General features: G+C 39.7%; 19 protein-coding genes. 7 read left to right on the top strand and 12 right to left on the bottom strand.

Features of this window, described 5'->3' with window-relative positions; all coding sequences use genetic code 11:
* Positions 1-31: 31 nt before the first annotated feature.
* Positions 32-2,038 carry a methyl-accepting chemotaxis protein gene (locus tag B7E07_RS01455; protein WP_080843722.1) on the bottom strand — a complete coding sequence of 669 codons (2,007 nt, stop codon included), beginning with the start codon at positions 2,036-2,038 and terminating at the stop codon, positions 32-34.
* Positions 2,039-2,226: 188 nt separating this feature from the next.
* Positions 2,227-2,796, bottom strand: a complete 570-nt coding sequence (locus tag B7E07_RS01450; RefSeq protein WP_080843721.1) for a DUF6434 domain-containing protein — start codon at positions 2,794-2,796, stop codon at positions 2,227-2,229.
* Between the two features lie 195 nt (positions 2,797-2,991).
* Here B7E07_RS01450 and B7E07_RS01445 point away from each other — a divergent pair, with 195 nt between their 5' ends.
* The gene (locus B7E07_RS01445; RefSeq protein WP_080843720.1) at positions 2,992-4,407 is read left to right on the top strand and encodes a sodium/glutamate symporter; all 1,416 of its coding nucleotides are present in this window, start codon (positions 2,992-2,994) and stop codon (positions 4,405-4,407) included.
* Positions 4,408-4,546: 139 nt separating this feature from the next.
* Here B7E07_RS01445 and B7E07_RS01440 read toward each other — a convergent pair whose 3' ends face one another.
* The gene (locus tag B7E07_RS01440) at positions 4,547-5,122 is read right to left on the bottom strand and encodes a TetR/AcrR family transcriptional regulator (protein ID WP_080843719.1); all 576 of its coding nucleotides are present in this window, start codon (positions 5,120-5,122) and stop codon (positions 4,547-4,549) included.
* Between the two features lie 194 nt (positions 5,123-5,316).
* Between B7E07_RS01440 and B7E07_RS01435 the strand changes: the two genes are divergently transcribed.
* Both B7E07_RS01435 and B7E07_RS01430 read left to right on the top strand, forming a co-directional pair.
* On the top strand, positions 5,317-6,075 hold the full coding sequence (locus tag B7E07_RS01435; protein WP_080843718.1) for an SDR family oxidoreductase: 759 nt from the start codon (positions 5,317-5,319) through the stop codon (positions 6,073-6,075).
* A 222-nt stretch (positions 6,076-6,297) separates the two neighbouring features.
* Positions 6,298-7,992, top strand: a complete 1,695-nt coding sequence (locus tag B7E07_RS01430) for a methyl-accepting chemotaxis protein (RefSeq protein ID WP_080843717.1) — start codon at positions 6,298-6,300, stop codon at positions 7,990-7,992.
* 124 nt (positions 7,993-8,116) lie between these two features.
* On the opposite strand, the gene B7E07_RS01425 is transcribed toward B7E07_RS01430, so the two are convergent.
* The 5 genes from B7E07_RS01425 to B7E07_RS01405 form a co-directional block, all read right to left on the bottom strand.
* Positions 8,117-8,947, bottom strand: a complete 831-nt coding sequence (locus tag B7E07_RS01425; protein ID WP_080843716.1) for a MetQ/NlpA family ABC transporter substrate-binding protein — start codon at positions 8,945-8,947, stop codon at positions 8,117-8,119.
* A gap of 18 nt (positions 8,948-8,965) precedes the next feature.
* Entirely contained in the window at positions 8,966-9,628 is a 663-nt protein-coding gene (locus B7E07_RS01420) for a methionine ABC transporter permease (RefSeq protein ID WP_080843715.1), read from the bottom strand.
* 3 nt (positions 9,629-9,631) lie between these two features.
* Positions 9,632-10,369, bottom strand: coding sequence for a methionine ABC transporter ATP-binding protein (locus B7E07_RS01415; RefSeq protein WP_080843714.1), 738 nt, complete (start codon positions 10,367-10,369; stop codon positions 9,632-9,634).
* A gap of 278 nt (positions 10,370-10,647) precedes the next feature.
* The gene (locus B7E07_RS01410) at positions 10,648-12,147 is read right to left on the bottom strand and encodes a malate:quinone oxidoreductase (protein ID WP_080849069.1); all 1,500 of its coding nucleotides are present in this window, start codon (positions 12,145-12,147) and stop codon (positions 10,648-10,650) included.
* A 641-nt stretch (positions 12,148-12,788) separates the two neighbouring features.
* On the bottom strand, positions 12,789-14,321 hold the full coding sequence (locus tag B7E07_RS01405; RefSeq protein WP_080843713.1) for a histidine kinase N-terminal 7TM domain-containing diguanylate cyclase: 1,533 nt from the start codon (positions 14,319-14,321) through the stop codon (positions 12,789-12,791).
* A 194-nt stretch (positions 14,322-14,515) separates the two neighbouring features.
* On the opposite strand from B7E07_RS01405, the gene B7E07_RS01400 reads away from it, so the two are divergent.
* Together B7E07_RS01400 and B7E07_RS01395 are read left to right on the top strand one after the other, a co-directional pair.
* Positions 14,516-15,274, top strand: a complete 759-nt coding sequence (locus tag B7E07_RS01400; protein WP_080843712.1) for a hypothetical protein — start codon at positions 14,516-14,518, stop codon at positions 15,272-15,274.
* 14 nt (positions 15,275-15,288) lie between these two features.
* Positions 15,289-15,744, top strand: coding sequence for a hypothetical protein (locus B7E07_RS01395; RefSeq protein WP_080843711.1), 456 nt, complete (start codon positions 15,289-15,291; stop codon positions 15,742-15,744).
* A gap of 149 nt (positions 15,745-15,893) precedes the next feature.
* Here B7E07_RS01395 and aspA read toward each other — a convergent pair whose 3' ends face one another.
* Both aspA and B7E07_RS01385 read right to left on the bottom strand, forming a co-directional pair.
* Entirely contained in the window at positions 15,894-17,324 is a 1,431-nt protein-coding gene (gene aspA, locus B7E07_RS01390; protein WP_080843710.1) for an aspartate ammonia-lyase, read from the bottom strand.
* A 298-nt stretch (positions 17,325-17,622) separates the two neighbouring features.
* Positions 17,623-18,048 carry a MarR family winged helix-turn-helix transcriptional regulator gene (locus tag B7E07_RS01385; protein ID WP_080843709.1) on the bottom strand — a complete coding sequence of 142 codons (426 nt, stop codon included), beginning with the start codon at positions 18,046-18,048 and terminating at the stop codon, positions 17,623-17,625.
* A gap of 122 nt (positions 18,049-18,170) precedes the next feature.
* Here B7E07_RS01385 and B7E07_RS01380 point away from each other — a divergent pair, with 122 nt between their 5' ends.
* On the top strand, positions 18,171-18,590 hold the full coding sequence (locus tag B7E07_RS01380) for an organic hydroperoxide resistance protein (protein WP_080843708.1): 420 nt from the start codon (positions 18,171-18,173) through the stop codon (positions 18,588-18,590).
* Between the two features lie 49 nt (positions 18,591-18,639).
* Here the strand turns inward: B7E07_RS01380 and hxlB are convergent, their stop codons facing one another.
* Entirely contained in the window at positions 18,640-19,197 is a 558-nt protein-coding gene (gene hxlB, locus B7E07_RS01375) for a 6-phospho-3-hexuloisomerase (protein ID WP_080843707.1), read from the bottom strand.
* Positions 19,198-19,203: 6 nt separating this feature from the next.
* On the bottom strand, positions 19,204-19,836 hold the full coding sequence (hxlA, locus tag B7E07_RS01370) for a 3-hexulose-6-phosphate synthase (RefSeq protein WP_080843706.1): 633 nt from the start codon (positions 19,834-19,836) through the stop codon (positions 19,204-19,206).
* A 215-nt stretch (positions 19,837-20,051) separates the two neighbouring features.
* Here hxlA and B7E07_RS01365 point away from each other — a divergent pair, with 215 nt between their 5' ends.
* The gene (locus B7E07_RS01365; protein WP_080843705.1) at positions 20,052-20,417 is read left to right on the top strand and encodes a winged helix-turn-helix transcriptional regulator; all 366 of its coding nucleotides are present in this window, start codon (positions 20,052-20,054) and stop codon (positions 20,415-20,417) included.
* Positions 20,418-20,805 lie beyond the last annotated feature (388 nt).

Below are 20,805 nucleotides of genomic sequence, written 5' to 3'. Positions count from 1 at the left end.
GCATTCGGACAATTAGCTTTTTCAATTGTTTTTATAATTTAAATTTCGTTACCGCATTTTGCAGTTCCAGGGCTAAGTCGCTTAAGTTTCGTGCAGATGAAGACATCTCTTCAATTGCTGCTAGTTGCTCCTCTGCTCCCGCAGCCACTTCTTGTGTGCTTGAAGTGGTTGTTTTTGTAATAGTAGAGATTTCATTAAAGGAAGCAGAAACCTCCTCTGCCGCAGCTGATATTTCCTCTGACGTTGCCGACATCTCTGAAATATGATCTGCCACATCTTTCGTAAGCTCGACAATTTCCATAAAGAGCTCTCTTGTATCTTTTGCAACGGTTACACCATTTTGGACTTCATCAATCACACTTTTCATCGATTTGCTTGACTGTTCAATATCATATTGTATTTCTGTAATGATATTTGAGATTTCTTTTGATGATCTCTGTGATTCCTCAGCAAGCTTACGGACTTCGTCTGCTACAACCGCAAATCCCTTGCCATGCTCTCCAGCACGCGCCGCTTCGATAGCGGCATTGAGGGCTAGTAGGTTTGTCTGATCAGCTATCGCAGTGATTGCATTTAAGATCTTGGTGATGTCCTGTGAACGAACGATAAGTGATTGTGTTAGTTGGTCTGATCCAATCACCGATTCATGGATTGCGTTCATTTGCTCGATCGTTTTTTCCACCGAACCGCTTCCGGCTCCCGCTTTATCCAAGGTTATATTTGACTTCTCAGAGATAACTGATGAAGCTTCGGCCATCTGCTGGATGCCTTGTGCGACTTCATCAAGTGCCTGTACACTTTCAGAAACCATTTCCGATTGTGCTGAAGCACCTTCCGCAACAGTTTGCATGGATTCAGCTATTAACATGCTTGTTTGGTTGGATTGGTCTGCACTTGCTGCCAATTGTGCGGATGTTGAGGCAGTCTGCTCAGATCCCTCTTTTACCTGCAATATTAACGAATGCAAATTCTCTTTCATAATACTAATATCTTTTGCCAGTATTCCAAGTTCATCCTTTGAGCGTATGGCCAGCTTTTCTCCGGTTAAATCACCTGCTGCAATGGTTTGAACTTGTCCTGTTAATTGTTTAATTGGCTTACTGATTCCATTCGCAATGAGAACAGCTGCTAGAGTAATTAAGATAAAAGCAGCAATAATAATAATGATCGCTATGTTTCTAATACTATCCGTAACTGCTAAAACAACATCTAAAGGTGTAAATAAGTAGATGCCAAATCCTCCAGCTTGCAATGGAGCATAAGAAACTAACAGATCTTCCCCATTCTCTTGAATGGTTTTTGTGCCGCTAGCTGTTTTTCCCTCTTCTAAAAGCCCTTTCAAATCAGCAGAAAAGGAAGCTTCATCCACCGTTTTTCCAACTAAATCTGTTTCAGGGTGATATTGAATCACATTTTCCTCATCAATTAAGACAGGATATGTGCCATTATTCGTTCCTTCCTCTTCCTCTAAAAACTGCTGCACAAGACTTTCAAAATTAACGGAGGCAGAGACTACACCTATTACATCCCCCTGCTGGGATGTAATAGGTGTAGCAACAACAATGATCCGATTTCCAGTTGCTTTCGATACGATTACATTTGAAATCGTTTGCTCTCCCTTCATCCCGTTTATAAAATAATCCCGGTCTGATAAATCTAATGTCCCGACATTACTTGCGGTTGTATGGGCCTCAACGATTCCATCCTGCCCAGTGACAACAACTGTCTCATAATTTGGATCCTGTTCTTTTACAACACTCATTATCTGACTGCGTTCTTCTAAATCTCCATTGATAATGGCATTTGATTTTGAAATAATCGTTATTTCATCTAATCTCTTTAAAATCCAATCTTCCATGCTTGAAACTGTATTCTCTGTTTCCGCTCCTAGCCACTCTTTCTCATTTGAAACAACTTCCTTACTGCTTGTTTCATAAATAAGGTAAGAAGCCGCTGCAAGAGGAATTAATCCAATTAATAAAAAGTATAAAATAAATTTAGTGCGAATGTTTGCTGATCCTGATGCACGTTTTTTCATAGATTATTCCCCTTTAAATTTTCTAAGCTGTAGCTTACTTTACATATCGGTGAAATTTAAAATAAATTCACTAATATGCTGAGGTTTTTTGGGGTTTTTTATTACCAGTTTCTTCATCTATAAAATTTCTATATCAATATAGTATATGACCAATTTAGAGACGCTAAGCACTTCATAAACTATACTAGTTACGAATCAGGTTCATACTTGTTGCTGCCAGGACGCTTTTTGATTTCATTCCACGCTTCAATTGCTTCATTACGGGTTCTTCCTTTGTTCCTTAAATCAGTAAAATAGTCTTGAATAAATTGATTATATTCAAACTGAGGAGCAATGGCTTTCTTATAAGAAGGGTCTTTCTTTCTTTTTTCTTCCTCGTGCCAGGCATCTGCAGCATCACGATATGTTTTTCCAATATTACTTTTAAAGTAGTTTTGAATATATGTAGAAAAATGAAAATTTGGTATAACGCTCTTAAAAAAAGCTCTTACATCCTGACTGCAGCGATGATTTTCTGTAATGACAGTATCAAGACTCAAATCACCCTTTGCCTTCACTTTCTTTCTTATGTTTGAATTTCTAACAGGTTTTCTGACCTCTCCTGTCTGTAGATAGATCTCTATTCTCTCAGCAATCTCCATTTTTGAACCTGCAGCACTTATGCCATTTTCTCTGCAAAATGTTTGCAGTTCAGCTTTAAGCCAATAGTACTCTTTAAAAGTATCAATCTTTATATCCTTCCTTAGTACTGGTCTCAAAAGATTTCGCCTCCTATAACGGTTTCACTTTATTTTAGAACAAATGTTCCTGCATTACTATAATACCCTTTATAATGATCTTTTGCTCTAGAATTCAACTCTGCTTTCGATTACATATTTACAAACGTGTTTCAGCCTCAATGAAAAAGGTATTAACTCTATAAGCATTTATTTCGGAAAGGGTGAACTTTTTTTATGTCATTAGGAGTTGCTGGTTTTGCGCTTGTTCTTTTGGCTATTCTACTGGTTCTGGCAATGTGGGTTCGGTTAAAGATACCCATTTTGCAAAAATTGTTTTTACCGGCATCACTGATCGGCGGTTTTCTCGCACTGCTGCTTGGACCTGAGGTTTTTGGCCGTCTCGTAAGTAGTCTTGGCTTCAGCCGTTTAGAGTCTGGTTTATTTACAGAGGAAATTGTGAATGTCTGGGCAGATTTGCCGGGACTGCTGATTAACGTGGTTTTCGCATGTCTATTTATCGGCCTTTCCTTGCCTAAGCCTAAGAAAATCTGGGAAATTGGCGGACCGCAAACTGCATTAGGATATACCATTTCCTTAGCTCTATATGTTGTCGGAATACTGCTTACCATTACAGTGATGACCCCGGTTTTTGATTTAAATCCTGCCGCAGGAGCCTTAATCGAAATCAGCTTTGTAGGCGGACATGGCACGGCTGCTGGATTGCAAAGCACCTTTGAAGAGCTCGGCTTTTCAGAGGGTTACGACCTTGCCATTGGTCTTGCCACAGTGGCCATCTTATCAGGGGTTATTATTGGGATGGCTTTAATCAATTGGGCAGCACGAAAAGGAAAAACGAAAATCCTGCAGCATCCAGATGAGATCTCTGTCGAGCAGCGTTCTGGCATTATTGAAGAAGAAAATCGCGAAGGCGCCGGCCTTAAGACGACTTCTCCTATGTCTATTGAACCGTATGCTTTGCACCTAGGGTTTATTGGGATTGCTATTTTTATAGGATATATTTTTTTGGAAGGTTTCATCTGGCTGGAAGAAGCTACATATGGAAGCTCCTTTGACGTTTACTTGTTTCAGTATGTGCCGCTTTTCCCCTTTGCCATGCTTGGTGGAATTCTCCTCCAACTGATCTTAGGAAGATTCGATTCTCATAAGCTGACCGATCGCGAAACTATTAATCGCATACAAGGTGTGGCGCTCGACTTTTTAATTATTAGCGCGATGGCTTCTCTTAGTCTCCAAGTGATTGGAGAGCATTTGCTTCCGTTTATTATTTTTGCTGCAGCAGGGATTACGATCAACCTGTTACTATTCTTGTATCTTGCTCCCCGGATGATTCCAAATTATTGGTTTGAACGGGGGATTGGAGATTTTGGCCAAGGAGTAGGCGTAGCTGCAACAGGTATTATGCTGATCCGCATTGCTGACTCTGACAATAAAACACCTGCACTGACTGGCTTCGGCTATAAGCAAATTTTATTTGAGCCTATGCTCGGCGGAGGTCTGATTACTTCTGCTGCCGTCCCCTTTATTATTCAATTTGGCCCCATCCCTGTTCTAATTGCAGTAACACTTCTGATGATTGGCTTTTGGTGCTTAGGCGTACTATATTTCGGCCAAAAAAAAGAGGAGGAATGAGCGTGCACTACTTTTTAGTGCACAATCCTCCTAATCTATTTTCTGCAAAGATAGATCCCTGGATATGCGTACGTTGCCTCTTAAGGGAAGGTCACGGAGCTGAAAAGATAGGCGCTAGAAGACAGGGTACAGAGATACTTTAGTGGGGCTGTCTGTGTGATAGATTCAATATTTTCACAAGCTGATCATTTAAGTAGTCTGCAGGATAGGAAAAATCGCTTTTATACCACTCAATAATGATGCCGATAATAGCATTAGCCTGATAAGCACATTGAATCTGCTTATTTATATCTTCTGTTGTTTTTGGATCTTCTACTTCTTGCAGCAGTAAACGATTAATTTCTTCGAATAGTAAATAGTAATACATAAGAGGTACTTTCTTAGAAAAGACAATCCGATAGAAGCGTTCATACTTTTGGATATGATGGAAGATGCGAATGGTTGAAGAGTTTAATTTACTTACCTTTAAGACAGACACAAATCGATAAGGTTCTTGATACGCACGCGAAAGATCCCCTGTTATTTCTTTAAAATATTCTTCGAAGAGGTCCTCGATTTGAGCATAATGTAAATAAAAGGTTCCCCTATTAATATTGGCAGTACGGCAAACTTCTGTTATTGAAATATCTTCAAGCAGCTTTTCATCTAATATATCCAGCAGGGCATGATGAAGGGCATTTTTGGTTTTTATAATTCTCATATCTTGTTTTGTCATTTTTTCTCCTCTTATTAGACAAAATTCATAAATCTGTACAGTAACAATAGAATCTTTCTTTCCCATCTATTGAAAACGTTTTATTTTATATAATAATATTTATTCAACAAGTGTACAATAAAACTCGTTTTGAGATTGTTATCACCTATGAAAGCTGTGCTCTTGTCATAATGAAATTTAAGGAGATGTTCACAATGCGATTACAAGACAAAGTAGCGATTATTACTGGTGCAGCATCCGGCATGGGGAAAGCAATAGCCGAATTGTATGCAAAAGAAGGAGCGAAAGTAGTTGTTTCGGATTTAAACTTTGAAGGCGCTAAAGCTGCAGCAGATGAAATTAATCATGCTGGAGGCGAAGCAATTGCCCTTCAAACGAATGTGACGTCTGATTCAGATTTAGAGCAGCTATTCTCTGAATCACAAAAATCGTTTGGAAAGATCGATATTCTTGTCAATAACGCAGGAATCATGGATGGCATGGAGCCTGTTGGCGAAATTTCCGACGAACGATGGGATAAAGTTTTCGCGGTCAATACTGTCTCTGTTATGAAGGCTTCGCGTATTGCAATTAATCTCTTTTTAGAGCAAGGGCATGGGACAATCATCAATAATATTTCTGCAGGTGGTTTATACGGCGCTCGTGCAGGTGCAGCATATACGGCTTCAAAGCATGCAGTAGTTGGCTTAACGAAAAACACAGCCTTTATGTATGCCAATAAAAACATTCGCTGTAATGGAATTGCACCAGGAGCAGTTATCACCAACATTAGCTCTTCCATGACAAATGTGAGTGAATATGGAGCAAGCCGGCAGGCGCTGGGCATGCAAATTAATCCGCGCGCAGGTCAGCCGGGAGAAATTGCCCAAATGGCCCTATTCCTTGGATCGGACGAATCAAGCTTCGTCAATGGCCAAATCATTGCTGTCGATGGCGGCTGGACTGCCTACTAGGTGACATTCGGGCCATTGGTCCAGCGGGGAATATTTATCTGCACCTAAACAAACGATATAAAATTTATAGGCACATATGAGCTGATCGCTCGTTGTGCCTTTTTATGCTGTTTACATGAACGACCCTTACTTTTTAGCAAAATAATATTTTAAAAACCTGGTATTCATGCCGATATAAGTAAAGTTGTCTATTTTTACAAGCTTACCAGGGGGAAAACATACATGAAATGGTCTATTAAGAAAAAGTTAATCGCGGGATTTCTGCTTGTCTCGCTTATTTTTGGGATTGCCTCATTTTTGTCTTACCAAAATATGAAAAGTTCAAATGAAGCATATGATTACCTTGTTGAAACAGTGTCTGAAGCAAGAAGCATTGTGCAAACCATTCAAACAGATGCGGCATTGCAGTCCGGATATTATCGTGCTTTCATGCTTTATGGCAGCGAGCAGAAATATAGAGATTTAATGAACGAAGCGAATGAACGAATTGAGGAATCCATTATAAAAGTAAAGGAAATATCAACACTCCAGGAAACCGTTGATCGCATAGAATCGATCGGAGAGGCAAATAAAGAATTCCGAACAGTCTCTAACCAGATTATGGATGAAAATATGATTGATAGCGAAAGAGCCATTGAAGATGGACTAACTCTTATTGTTCCGATCAGTACTCAATTGACAGATGAAACACTTTCCATGTACAACTGGTTAAATGATGATATTTTACAAGTGAAATTCCAAGAAACACAAGAACAGTCAAACCAAGCTAGAATTACATTAGTCATTTTAAGTGCTGTGGCAACCTTAGCTGCCATTGCGGCAGGTTTTGCTATTGCAACATTTATTTCTAGACCGATTGTTAAACTTGGGCATGCTGTAAAGCAAGTAGCTTCCGGGGATTTGAATGTTGAAAAAGTAGCAGTGAAAAGCAAAGATGAAATCTATGATTTAAATCAATCCTTTGAACAAATGGCTAACAGCCTGCGCGAGATGATTGGCTCTATTTTAAGCAATTCAGAGCAAGTGGCTGCCTCTGCGGAACAGCTAAATGCAAGTGCAGAACAATCTAGTCAAGCTTCTGCAACGGTCGCAACAGCCATTCAGGAAATTTCTGGTGGTGCAGAAGAAACGACGATTAGACTAGAGAAGAACACGAGTTCCTTAAAAGAAGTTTCCCAGGGAGTCTCAACGATCTCCATAAGCTCTGCCAATGTATTGGATTTGGCGAAAAGAACAGGGGCTGAAGCGGAGGAAGGCAGCCGCTATGTTGAAAATAACATGAAGCAAATGACGTTTATACATCAATCCATCCTGCAGTCAAATGATGTCATTTCATCCCTATCGCAGCGTTCAAAAGAGATTGGCACGATACTGGATGTGATCAGTAATATTGCCGATCAAACAAATCTGTTAGCATTAAATGCTGCTATTGAGGCTGCCAGAGCCGGTGAAAATGGGAAAGGCTTTGCGGTTGTTGCTGATGAAGTCCGTAAACTGGCGGAGCAATCACAAGAGTCTGCTAAGAGCATCAGCAAGCTAATTGGACTCATTCAGCATGATACAGATGAGTCTGTGCGTATTATGGGTGAAGTTGTAACAAATGCTGAAGACGGTGTAAAAGTATCTCAGCAGACTTCAAGCAAATTTGCACAAATCCTGCATAGCACCCAGCGTATTACACCAGAAATCGAACAGGTTACAGCAACTGTTCAGGAGATCTCTGCAAGCATTGATGAGATCACTCACTCAGCAATAGAGATATCTAAATTAGCACAGACAAACTCGGCTAGTTCAGAAGAAGTCGCAGCATCTACTGAGGAACAGCTTGCCTCAATGGAAGAAATTGATTCATCTGCTCAAAGTTTAGCTTCAATGGCTGAAGAACTGCAGCAGGTGGTGGGGCAATTTAAACTATAAAAACCACTCACAGCTAAGACAGATACCTGCTTTGTACTTTTAAAAAAAAAAGGCTGTCCAATAGTCAACTAAATGACTAAATGGACAGCCTTTTTGTGTACAAAATTCTCATATGCCTGCTTAATTAAAAAGCAGGAATAGCTGTTTCGTCGTAGTTTTCTTCTAGGAATTGTTTGACTTCTGGGCTCGTCATAGCTTCCGCAAGTTTTTGAATCGCTTCTGAATCGGCGTTGTCTTTACGTGCCACTAAAGTGATCGCGAAGTCGTTGTCTACCCCTTCTGTCAGTAAGGCATCATTTTTCGGAGTGAGACCCAGTGGTGCTGCATAAGCAGGCGTCATCACGACTGCATCAGCATCGTCGTACATTCTCGCTAGCATTAGCAGATCAACTTCTTCAAACTGATAGTTTTTAGGATTATCTGTAATATCCCCAATAGTATAATATGGACCTGTTTTCTCTTTCAGTGTAATGACTTCGTGCTGAGCAAGCAGTGCTAAAGAACGGTCGATGTTCGATACATCATTTGCAATAGCAATCACTGCCCCTTCTGGCAGTCCGTCCATTTCCTCGTAATCCTTTGCATATACACCATAATTAGCAAAATAAATTGGTGTGACAGGCACTAGTTCAGCATCGTTGCTGCGATTGAATTCCTCCATATAAGGAACATGCTGAAAGAAGTTTGCATCAACTTCTTCTGCTGCAAGCGCATGATTCGGCTGCACATTATCTCCTAGCACAATGACTTCAAGATTAACTCCTTCTTCTTCAAGCTGCGGTTTAACCAAGTCTAGAATTTCTGTCATCGGTGGAATTAAAGAAGCGACCTTTAAAGTGACTTCTTCTTGCTCTGTTTTCGTCTCTGTTGCTTTTTCCTGCGTTTTTTCATTTTGACTGCTGCAGCCTGCTGCTAATAAAAGCAAAGCTGTTATTAAAAATAATCGTTTCTTCATGCTGTTTTCCTCCAATGTTTATCTTTTATCAATTATTCTAGAAACAGTCGTTCCTGTAAATTGAATTAGTTGTACAAGTATAACCATAATGATAATCATATACATCATCAGCTCGGTTTGAAACTGCTGATAGCCATATCTAATGGCAAAATCACCAATTCCTCCTCCTCCGACAACACCCATAATGGTGGAATATGAGATAAAGCTTATGATAGATGTTGTCAAACCAAGCACAAGTCCTGATCTGGCTTCAACGTATAAGAATTTAAAAATAATTTCTCTGATAGAAGCACCCATGGATACCGCTGCTTCTAACACTCCTCTTGGCACATCTAAAAGAGACTGTTCCACCAATCGCGAATAATGGGCAATCGCGATAATCGATAACGGTACCGTTGCAGCCGCCGTCCCAATCGCTGTCCCAAGCAGCAGCCTTGTAAATGGGATTAAAAAGACAACTAATAACAAGAATGGAAACGATCGAATCACATTCACCAAAAGATTCAAGACCAAAAAAACATATCTATTTTCGAGCAATTGACCCCTTCTGCATAAAAAAAGAAAGGTTCCAACAGGCAAACCAACTAGAATGGCTGCCAAGATGGAAACACCGACCATGATAAATGTTTCGCCAATCGACTGCCAAATCTCCGCTTCATATTGCAGTATAATGTCAGGCATATGCTAATCACCATCCCTTTTAAGCTGTTGAACAAAATATTCAGGATGATTATCTATCGCCTGTATCCCTAGAGGTTCAATTGTGACGGTATCGTAAATCTCGCCTTCTGCCATAACAGATACCCTGCTGCAAATTCTTTTTACAACATCCATCTCATGGCTGACAAATACTATCGTTACCCCCAGCTGCTGGTTAATATTATGTAAGACAGTTAGAATTTCAGCGGTTGTGTTCGGATCGAGTGAGGATGTTGGCTCATCACATAGCAACACCTGCGGATTATTAGCAAGCGCCCTCGCAATCGCTACTCTTTGCTTCTGTCCTCCGCTTAACTGTGCTGGATATTTCTCCGCTAATTTCTCAAGCCCAACAAACTGCAGACACTCTAATACTCGCGACCGGATATTACTCTTCCTTGACCCTGCCAGCTGCAGTGCTACCGCAACGTTATCGTATACTGTCTTATTGGCGACAAGATGAAAATGCTGAAATATCATTCCAATTGACTGGCGGGCATGACGAAGCTCTTTGGCACTTAAGCGTGTTAGCGTTTGCCCATTCACCTCCACATCCCCGGTATCCGGAAGCTCTAATAAGTTCATCAGCCTCAGCAATGTAGACTTTCCTGCTCCGCTCGCACCGATTAAGCCATGAATTTCGCCCTGCTCTATTGTTAAAGAAACCGATTTAATCGCTTCAAACTGAGAAAAACTTTTGCTCACATTCTGTAATGTAATCATAAAAAAACCCCCTATCCAGAAAGAACGGGTGAAGACGGCGCAATTAATTATATCCTAATAAAAGATGGATGTCATGGGGAGAGAGATCTTTCACTCCCCTTTGTCTTTTACATAATGTTTAACTGAAATGTTCACCACTAAATCTGAAAATGAAAAAATCCGAATCACTCCAAAGTCAAAGAGAATTTGAAGAATCATTCGGATTTTTAGAAGGAAGATGTACAATCCAGCCTCATTTGAGACGTTCATTACAGGTGTACAACAGCTTTATTGATAGATTAGCTGTGTACAGGCAGCTCTTTACTAAGCCCAAGTGTTTCTGCTGTTGAAGCGAGCTGTTCTTGGAATAGACCAGGATTTGCTTCTAGAGAGACCCCGTAGGACGGGACCATTTCTTTAATTTTTGATTCCCATTCATTCATACGCTGCGGGAAGCATTTTTCTAATACTTCGAGCATGACATGAACAGCTGTCGAAGCTCCTGGTGAAGCACCAAGCAGGGCTGCAACAGAGCCATCTGAAGAACTGACAACCTCCGTTCCAAATTGCAGCGTTCCTTTTCCAGCAGGTGTATCCTTAATGACCTGTACACGCTGGCCAGCCACTACAATATCCCAATCTTCTGCTTTGGCATTGGGAATAAATTCCCGCAGTTCTTCCAGGCGTTTTTCATTGGATAATAATACTTGGCCAATCAGATACTTTGTCAATGCCATTTCTTTTACCCCAGCGGCCAGCATCGTCAGCACATTATTCGGCTTTACCGACTTAATTAAGTCAAGATTTGAACCAGTTTTCAGAAACTTTGGAGAGAAGCCTGCAAACGGTCCAAATAATAAGGATTTTTTATTCTTAATATATCTCGTATCCAAGTGTGGAACAGACATCGGCGGAGCCCCTACCTTAGCCTTTCCATATACCTTGGCATGATGCTGTGCCACAATTTCCGGATTATTGCATACCATAAATAAACCGCTTACCGGAAAGCCCCCGATCTGCTTTGATTCTGGTATGCCTGTTTTTTGCAGCAGCGGCAAGCTTCCGCCTCCTCCGCCAATAAACACAAAGGATGCTGTATGGTATTCAATGTTTCCGCCATCAAGATCCTGTACCTTTAACTCCCAAGAACCATCGCTGCTCCGCTTAATATTCTCTACGCTATGCTTATAATGCACATTCACATTCTGTTTTTTTAACTGGTTAAAGAGTATGCGTGTTAATGCACCAAAGTTCACATCTGTACCAGAATCGATTTTCGTCGCGGCAATCGGTTCTGTTGAGGATCTTCCTTCCATCATAAGCGGAATCCATTCTTTCAGCTTTTCAGGTTCATCGGAGAATTCCATGCCTGGAAATACCCCTGTAGCTGATAACGCTTCCAAACGTTTTTTCAGAAAAGCCACATTTTTCTTACCTTCTACAAAGCTCATATGCGGTATCGGCATAATAAATTCCTGTGGATTCTGTATAAGATTGCTGTTGACTAAATAAGACCAAAACTGTCTTGAAAGCTGAAACTGCTCATTAATTTTTACAGCCTTGCTGATATCGATGGTTCCATCAGGACGTTCAGAAGTATAATTAAGCTCACACAAAGCGGAATGCCCAGTACCAGCATTGTTCCATTCATTTGAGCTCTCTGCCCCTGCATCTGCAAGCTTTTCAAACACTTTTATTTCCCATTCTGGAGCTAGCTCTTTCAGTAAAGCTCCTAAAGTCGCACTCATGATTCCAGCACCAATTAAAATAACATCTGTTTTTTTCTGTACGCTGCTCATCACAATCATCCTCATCCCCAAATTTGCCAAAACATTCGGTTAAGCCCTTTCATACCCCTTAAGGGCACCGTCCCCAGTCCATATAAAACATATCATAATATTATTATAATAATTTATGCAATAAAATATCTAGTATTATCTGATAATTATAAACTAATTATTGCTTGAAAAAAAGGGAAAGGTTTTGGAAATGAAAAGGAAAATAAGTTGATATTGAAAGCGCTCTACTATTTAGAGCAAATTGATGTACTGTTTTTACTATGTCAAAATGTTTCAATAATCATTCTCTCCTTATCCCTGTTTAGTTTTCAAAAAGTATCAAGGTATAATAAATTCTTATTATGAATTACCCAACTATATTCTATGTTCTATCATCATATTCTTTAATTAAAAAAAGTTCGCCGATAAGCAAGGATTGAAAAAAATGATGCGAAAAACAAAAATATCACTTATAAAGAATTACACTTACCTATACTCATCCTATCTTTTATTTTGCTTCATAGTGTTTGCTCCGCCCCTTACTTTCTTCTAAATGAGCTGTAACCTCAAAATCTTTTCTGATTGCTGCTCACTTTCCTTTCACACATAAAAAAATAAGACTAGGAAATTCCAAGTCTTATCCATTCAACAGGTCATCTCTATTACACTGCATCAATACCATACTCCTTAACTGAATTACGCCCATCCCTTTTAGCAGCGTATAAAGCTTTATCGGCATATTGCAGCAATTGGTTTAAATTTTCATCTTTATCTGCCCTTGCAACCCCCATACTAACCGTCACATAAATCTTTGCATCATCGATTATAAGAGGCTGTGATTCCACAAGCTGGCGAAGCTCTTCCGCATAGCTCTTTCCTCCTGAACCTTTTAGAGCAAATACAAATTCCTCTCCGCCGTAGCGAGCAAATAGGATGTTCTTATTTTCTAGCGTAGTACATATCTTCACTACGTGCTTAAGCAACTGATCTCCAGCATCGTGTCCGTAAGTATCATTCACTTTTTTAAAATAATCTATATCCATTAAGATGACAGTAAATGGTTTGATTTTTTCCTTTGCCTCACTAAGCATTTTTTTAGATTGCTGAAAAAACGCCCTTCGGTTATAAATTTGTGTGAGTTCATCATAGTCCGCTTGATGCTGCAATTTGATCTGCAATCTTTTGAGCTCAGTAATATCTGTGAAAATAATCAACAGCCCTCTGCTATTTTTAGCCTGCTGCAAAGGTGTTGTCCGAACCTGATAAATATGCTCCCCAAGTTGAACCTCCCGAAAGGCTTCCGTCTCAAGGGGAAAAGGCACCAAACCACCGGATAAAGAACTCCAGACATCTTGAAACTCCAGCCCATACATCTTCTTGTTTAATTTTGAAAACATCCGTTTACTAGCATGATTAAACTCAATGAGCCGTTTGGTTTCATCTAAAACAATAACTCCATCATTAATGCTATGAAAAATGGCATCCTTCGCAATAGGCATTAGGGTAAATAGACGTGATGAGCTGATCGACCAAATATATAAAATAGATGTTAGCCATAAAACAATTGGAACAGGATCCAGGCCAGGCGGTGTTAAGCCTATTAAGTAAATAAAAGCCGTGGCCATTGGCACAAATTGACCGAACAGCAAGGATATTAATTGAGGACGATACACTCGCTCCGTTTCTTTCCATCTAGTGAGGACAAGGATGAAAGCAAAAAGCATACAAGCAAACGTATAGATCCCATGAACTACATACCAAACGCCCATTTCCTGATGTACATAAGGAGCACCTAGCAGCGGATCAATTTCATAGACACGATAATGGAGATGATGAATATCATTTGTTGCTACCATGAATAGACTGATGATTGGGATGGTTAAGAGTGCTATCCATTTTTTACGAGTCATTTCGAATCCTAAATAATACATGATGAATAACAATCCTACAGGTGCAGATAGCGGCATGGCTGTATATTGAATGATGGTCCATAGCTTGATTTGCTCAATATTTGTAGACATCAAGCCAAAAGCAGAAGAAAAGCAATATACAGTGATTAAAAAGGTGTATAAGCTAAAAACCTTCCCTATACTTGTATACTTGTGACGATTAAGGAAGACATATATAAACAAGTACATGTTTAACACACCCGAAGTACAAACAAGGGTGATATACGCTGTTAATTCGGAATTCATAATGTAGTCCCTCTTTTGAAAATTTCCTGCTTCTAGCATATATGATAATGACTGTGCTTTTCAATGATCTTTATTTGGATTATTTTTCCTTTTAACGTAAAGGAACCCATATAAAAGATGAAAATATACATAGTAGCTTATCCATTGGGTAAACTATCTATTACCAATACACTAGAGCAAAAAAGAGGGGCATCATGAACGCTCAGCCACGAAGAAAACTCTTAAAAATTAGTATGTTTGGCATCACCCATTTAAAAGACCATAACCCTTATATGATCGCTTGGTGGTCAGCCGTATTTCCCGGATTCGGCCACTATCTGCTTAATCAGTATGCACGCGCAACTTTACTGACATTATCAGAGGTTATCACAAATACTCTAGCTCATATTAATGAAGCAATGATTTTTTCTTTTTGCGGAAGGTTTGAACTAGCCACCTCTATTTTGGAACCCACATGGGCATTTGGATACTTGGTAATCTACCTATTCACGATAGGAGATAGTTTTCGAGTTGCTTTATACCAAAACAAACTTACTCATCTGGCAAAAAAAGAAAACAACAGCATTTCATGCCTGGCAGTTACAGGTGCAGAAATTCAATATTTGGAGGAAAAAAGCCCGTTTTTCAGTGCTTTTTATTCTTTTTTCTTCCCAGGGTTAGGTCAATTATATAATCATCGATTTTGCCTTGCCTTTTATGCGATGTTCTGGTGGTGGATCTACATATGGCTTTCAAAAGCGCATGAAGCATCCCTAGTCCTTTTGCAGGGACAGCTTGAAGCTTCAAATAGTATGCTGAACCCTCATTGGTTCTTATTTATGCCTTCTGTCTTGTTTGGCTCTATTTACCAAGCATATTTAGCAACAAAAGACCAAAACCAACTATTCCGCTTGGAACAGAGAATCTATCTATCGAAGCGGTACAGAAATTCGAAGCTAAGAATCTTCTCATAAGCAGGTGCTTTACCATGTTGATTTTTGGATTATTTGAACAGTCAATTGAATTAGAACAGGCACTTGCAGAGTTAGAGGCAATCTCGGTATTAAACGAACAAATCCTTGTCGTGTTCATGGATCAGAACGAGCAAAGCACTAAACAGCAGTACCCTCCTCCACACGATTTTGAAGTTGGCGTTGCTTTTGCAACAGGAGCTGCCGTCATTGGAGCAAGCCTTGGATTCACCCTTATGCTTGGCCCTATTCTTTGTGGAATAATTGGCGCAATTACAGGCTTTATCATCGGAATAGCATCTTCAAAAATTTTCAAAAAGTCTAAAAGCCAAAAAGCCTTAAAAGAAATACGCCAGCAAGTGATCATTGTTATACAATGTCCCGAACCTCTAACTCATCAAATAACCTCTATACTCCGCAGCTATCATGCACTCTCAATCGGAGTACCAGGCGAACAGCAGGGACGTTTCTAGAAATTTCACTAACATGAATAAAATACATAATAGATGTAAATTCCTTAAACGCTCATCTTTTTTATGTTCTGTTTTTTCACCCTAAAAGTTGAGACCTATAATGATACATATAAAAAGAGCCAGGAGGTCGCCCCCTGGCTCTTTTTACGTCAATCTTTTTCCAATAGTGATGCCCCTGCAATGCCAGGGTGGGTCATTTCGTATGGGTCTAGAATGAGGTCAAGCTCTTCTTCTGTAAGTACATCGTATTTCAGGCATAGATCTCTTATGGAGGTACCATTCAGGATCGCTTCTCTCGCAATCCGAGCTGCCACTTCATAGCCAAGATGCGGATTAACAGCGGTAATAATTCCTGCACTCTTTTCGACGTACTCCTTTAATCTTGCTTCATTCGCTTCAATCCCTTTTACACAATGCTCCGTAAAACTTGTAAATGCATTTTTCATGATGCTAATGGACTGCAAAAGGTTAAAGATCAACACTGGCTCCATCACATTCAATTCAAGCTGTCCTGCTTCAGAAGCAAGAGAGATAGTATGATCATTTCCGATTACCTGAAAAGCCACCTGGTTGATCAGTTCTGGCATAACAGGGTTCACTTTCCCTGGCATAATAGAAGATCCAGGCTGTCTGGCAGGCAGTGTAATTTCTGCTAAACCTGCTCTTGGTCCTGAAGCCATAAGCCTTAAATCATTGGCAATCTTAGACATATTGGTCATACAGATTTTAAGTGCAGCCGACACTTCTGTATAGGAATCCGTATTTTGAGTGGCATCAACCAAATGTTCTGCACCTTTAAATGGCATCCCGCTTATATCAGCCAAATACTGGACAACCTGTTCAATATAGCGAGGCAAAGCGTTTAAGCCCGTCCCAACAGCAGTTGCACCCATATTTAATTCATATAAGTGCTGTCTCGACTGCTTAATCCGTTTAATATCGCGTCCAATTACACGGCTATATGCCTCAAATTCCTGTCCGAGCCGAATCGGCACAGCATCCTGCAAATGCGTTCTTCCCATTTTAATCACATGATTAAACTCTTGCCCTTTTTTGAAAAAAACCGCCTGCATTTGTTCCATAGTGATAATAAGCTGTTCAAGAAGGTTTAAAATGGCAATATGCATAGCAGTTGGAAAGGAATCATTTGTCGATTGCGACATATTCACATGTGTATTGGGACTGCAATGAAAATAATTTCCCTTTTCCTCACCAAGCAATTCAATTGCACGGTTAGCAAGAACCTCATTAATATTCATATTAATAGATGTTCCAGCTCCGCCTTGTATTGGATCTACAATCACTTGATCATGCCATTGTCCTTCAATCATTTCGTCAGCTGCTTGTACAATCGCATTTCCAATGCCGGAATACAATTGCTTGACATCCATATTGGCCATAGCTGCCGCTTTCTTCACCATCGCCATGGCTCTAATTAGTTCAGGATGAATTTTATACCCAGTAATCGGAAAGTTCTCAACTGCCCGAAGCGTTTGTACCCCATAATACGCCTCCGATGGCACTTCCTTTTCCCCTAAAAAGTCTTTCTCAATTCGAACGTTGTTCTTTGATGCTAACATATCCGTCATTCTCCTTTTTATAAACCATCCAGCCTTGTTTTTTCATTATAAATTCTCTATTTTATACTCGTTTCCACTATAATGCGATTAGATTGAAATGGCAACGATATTTGGCGTAAATCAGCAGGTATCATCGGTCTTAATTTTTAAGGCTCCATTAAAAACAAATAGCTCCCTCAATTGAAAGCCGTTTATTCAGTCGAGGAAGCTTTACTTTATAGAAGATAAGCCAGCTACATATATATTTAATGTAACCTGCTGAGCAAAGTTCGATTCCTTAGATACAGCAAGTATATTGTTAAGCTTCATCCAGCATTTTCATTAAAATACCTTTCAACTGAATAAACTCTGCTTCATTTAAGTTCGTTTGCTCAAGGAATTTCAGCGGAATCTTTTCGGCTTGTGCCTCTGCCTCTTTTCCCTGCTCCGTTAACGTCACTTCCACTACGCGTTCGTCTTCCTTTAAGCGTGTTCGGCTAATTAACCCATTCTCCTCCATTCTCTTCAGCATCGGTGTTAGAGTGCCAGAATCAAGATAAAGTTTCTCTCCCAGCGCTTTAACAGAAATACGATCTGTTTCCCAGAGAACAAGCAATACTAAATATTGCGGATACGTAATGTTTAACTCCGTCAGTAACGGACGATATAATTTTGTCATCTCCCGTGTCGCTGCATAAAGCGGGAAACAAATTTGATTATCTAATTTTAAAATTTCCTTCGTCATTGGTAATCACTCCTGAGTTTATTATATCAAGGAAGGGGAATAATTATATAAAATTTGACTAAAGACATTTCAATTGTGTACAATTTAATTGTATACAATTCAAATGAAAAGGAGTGTTCTAAATGTCAGCATTATATACAGCTTCATCAACTGCTTCAGGCGGCCGTCAAGGTTCGGTTAAATCATCTGATGGTACATTAGATTTAGCTCTTTCCATGCCAAAAGGATTGGGCGGTACAGAAAAAGAAGGAACAACAAATCCTGAGCAATTATTCTCTGCTGGTTATTCAGCATGCTTTGACAGTGCCCTTCAATTAGTTGCAGGACAAGCGAAAAAAAGAATTACTTCATCTGTAACAGCAGAAGTTAGCATTGAAAAACAAGGAGCTGGCTTTGGTTTAAGTGTGAAATTGATTGCTGAAATGGAAGGTGTTTCGCAAGAGGAAGCCAAAGAGCTTATGGAAAAGGCACACGCAGTCTGCCCATATTCCCGCGCTATTGAAGGAAACGTAAAAGTAGAAAGATCTGCAGTAGCCAAATAAGATAAAAGAAGGCCGCAATCAATGCGGCCTTCTTTCTATTTCGTTCTTTTTATTCAAGATTGGCATGCTTGCCATACATTTGGTTAGAATCTAAGCCTTTTTTGTCCATAAAGCTTAAAATAAGAGCATCGTAAAACAACAGCATCGTTTGCTCAAATAAAGATCCCATTGGCTGAATCGTTTTATAATCCCCTTCTGCCTGATCCTTTGTTACGCCAGGCAGCTTCACAACAATATCTGCTATTTCACCAATCGTTGAGTTAGGCGAAATGGTAATAGCTGCAATGGTGCCTCCAATGCTTTTGGCTTTTTCGGCAATGGCTACCAGGGTTTTCGTTTCACCTGAACCCGAACCAATGATCAATAGATCGCCTTTTTCCAAATTGGCTGTTACGGTTTCACCCACTACATAAGCATCAATGCCCATATGCATCATTCTCATCACAAAGGATTTTCCCATTAATCCAGATCTGCCTGCGCCTGCCACAAAAACCTTTTTAGACTTTAAAATCTGTTCGACCAGTGTGTCTGCTTCAGATTCAGAGATTAGAGGAACCGTTTGACTTAATTCCTGAACAATTTCTGCTAAATATTCAATCGTCTTCATCAATAATTATCCTTGTTGAATTAGCTTTTGCATTTCTTGTGCGACTGCTTTTTTATCATCTTTTCCTGTAATGCCTCCGCCTACGATCACTAGATCTGGCTGCTGCTTAATAACATCAGGAAGTGTCTCTAATTTGATTCCGCCTGCAACAGCTGTTTTCGCATTTTTAACAACACTTTTTATCGTTGCAAGGTCTTCGAAAGAGTCTTTGCCAACAGCTTGAAGATCGTAGCCTGTGTGGACACAAATATAATCGACACCAAGCTCATCAAGCTCTTTTGCACGAGCTGCAACATCCTTCACTGCGATCATATCAGCAAGAATTTGTTTTCCTTGTTTCTTTGCTTCTTCTACTGCCCCTTTAATTGACTCATCTTCAGCTGCACCAAGAATTGTTACAATATCTGCACCTGCTGCAGATGCTTGACTCACTTCATAGCCAGCTGCGTCCATGATTTTCAAATCAGCAAGAACCGTCATATTAGGAAATGCTGCTTTCACTTCTTTAACAGCTTTAAGACCTTCATTGATGACGACAGGTGTACCAATTTCAACAACATCTACATGATCTTGTACTTCTTTTACGACTTCAATTGCTCCTGGAATATCGACTAAATCTAATGCTAATTGCAATTTCATGAACATTCACTCCTACTGGAATATTTTGATAAGTCCAATTAAAAATATTTACTCATCAATATACGGCTTAGTATACTGAACATATATCAAAAGAAAAAGTACGCACTTTCAAAGCATATAGTGCTAAAAAGTATACCGTTTGATATAAGTGGCTTCAGGGTAATCAAGGCAAAAATTATGTACATACATTTAAAATAAAAGGAGATGTGAACATCATGCCAAATCTTGGAGAAAGAGATTTTAACTGTGAAAAAGAGTTGACGCTTGCGATTATTGGAGGAAAGTGGAAAATGTTGATTCTTTGGCATCTAGGCAAAGAGGGGACGAAGAGATTTGGGGAGTTAAAGTCTCTTATGCCAGGCATTACTCAGAGAATGCTTGTCAATCAATTGCGCGAATTAGAGGACCACTTAATTGTTCATCGTAAGGTGTATCCTGTTGTTCCTCCTAAAGTGGAATATTCATTAACAGAACATGGTCAGAGACTCATGCCCATTTTGGAATCCATGTATGAATGGGGCAAAAATTATATTGAAGATGTCCTGGAAAAAGAATCAGAAGACCATTCAGCAACCAAATAAATCTTAAGTAAAGGCTGGGACATAAGTATTTAACACAACCCATAGAACCGAATGGTTAGGAAGTCATCTTTCTAATCATTCGGTTTTTATGATTATAAAATATATTTTATTAACATGAGTGAAATGGAGCGGAGGACCCTCGACTCCTGTGGGCAACAGAGGAAAAGGTGAGACCCCGCAGGAGCTTGCTCCGAGGAGGCTCAGCTTCCTCCCCACGGAAAGCGGGGGTCCGCAGTGCAATGGAACGGACTTGTTTAAATACCTAAACCAGGATATTGAATGTTCGTGTTTTAGAAAGATTAATTTCGTTTTGTCCCAGCTTCTTTTTCATGGTTACTTTTGATTCACTATTATACTTCGCTGTAACTATATGAAAAGAAAGTGCGTA

This window comes from Cytobacillus gottheilii (assembly GCF_900166665.1).
In the GTDB taxonomy this organism is placed as follows: Bacteria; Bacillota; Bacilli; order Bacillales; family Cytobacillaceae; genus Cytobacillus; species Cytobacillus gottheilii_A.
This window is presented reverse-complemented; position numbering and strand designations above follow the sequence as displayed.

Excerpts from the sequence above, each read along its gene's own strand:
- B7E07_RS01455 (WP_080843722.1), bottom strand. The coding sequence starts at position 2,038 with ATGAAAAAACGTGCATCAGGATCAGCAAACATTCGCACTAAATTTATT.
- B7E07_RS01445 (WP_080843720.1), top strand. The coding sequence starts at position 2,992 with ATGTCATTAGGAGTTGCTGGTTTTGCGCTTGTTCTTTTGGCTATTCTA.
- B7E07_RS01440 (WP_080843719.1), bottom strand. The coding sequence starts at position 5,122 with ATGACAAAACAAGATATGAGAATTATAAAAACCAAAAATGCCCTTCAT.
- B7E07_RS01435 (WP_080843718.1), top strand. The coding sequence starts at position 5,317 with ATGCGATTACAAGACAAAGTAGCGATTATTACTGGTGCAGCATCCGGC.
- B7E07_RS01430 (WP_080843717.1), top strand. The coding sequence starts at position 6,298 with ATGAAATGGTCTATTAAGAAAAAGTTAATCGCGGGATTTCTGCTTGTC.
- B7E07_RS01425 (WP_080843716.1), bottom strand. The coding sequence starts at position 8,947 with ATGAAGAAACGATTATTTTTAATAACAGCTTTGCTTTTATTAGCAGCA.
- B7E07_RS01420 (WP_080843715.1), bottom strand. The coding sequence starts at position 9,628 with ATGCCTGACATTATACTGCAATATGAAGCGGAGATTTGGCAGTCGATT.
- B7E07_RS01415 (WP_080843714.1), bottom strand. The coding sequence starts at position 10,369 with ATGATTACATTACAGAATGTGAGCAAAAGTTTTTCTCAGTTTGAAGCG.
- B7E07_RS01410 (WP_080849069.1), bottom strand. The coding sequence starts at position 12,147 with ATGAGCAGCGTACAGAAAAAAACAGATGTTATTTTAATTGGTGCTGGA.
- B7E07_RS01405 (WP_080843713.1), bottom strand. The coding sequence starts at position 14,321 with ATGAATTCCGAATTAACAGCGTATATCACCCTTGTTTGTACTTCGGGT.
- B7E07_RS01400 (WP_080843712.1), top strand. The coding sequence starts at position 14,516 with ATGAACGCTCAGCCACGAAGAAAACTCTTAAAAATTAGTATGTTTGGC.
- B7E07_RS01395 (WP_080843711.1), top strand. The coding sequence starts at position 15,289 with ATGTTGATTTTTGGATTATTTGAACAGTCAATTGAATTAGAACAGGCA.
- aspA (WP_080843710.1), bottom strand. The coding sequence starts at position 17,324 with ATGTTAGCATCAAAGAACAACGTTCGAATTGAGAAAGACTTTTTAGGG.
- B7E07_RS01385 (WP_080843709.1), bottom strand. The coding sequence starts at position 18,048 with ATGACGAAGGAAATTTTAAAATTAGATAATCAAATTTGTTTCCCGCTT.
- B7E07_RS01380 (WP_080843708.1), top strand. The coding sequence starts at position 18,171 with ATGTCAGCATTATATACAGCTTCATCAACTGCTTCAGGCGGCCGTCAA.
- hxlB (WP_080843707.1), bottom strand. The coding sequence starts at position 19,197 with ATGAAGACGATTGAATATTTAGCAGAAATTGTTCAGGAATTAAGTCAA.
- hxlA (WP_080843706.1), bottom strand. The coding sequence starts at position 19,836 with ATGAAATTGCAATTAGCATTAGATTTAGTCGATATTCCAGGAGCAATT.
- B7E07_RS01365 (WP_080843705.1), top strand. The coding sequence starts at position 20,052 with ATGCCAAATCTTGGAGAAAGAGATTTTAACTGTGAAAAAGAGTTGACG.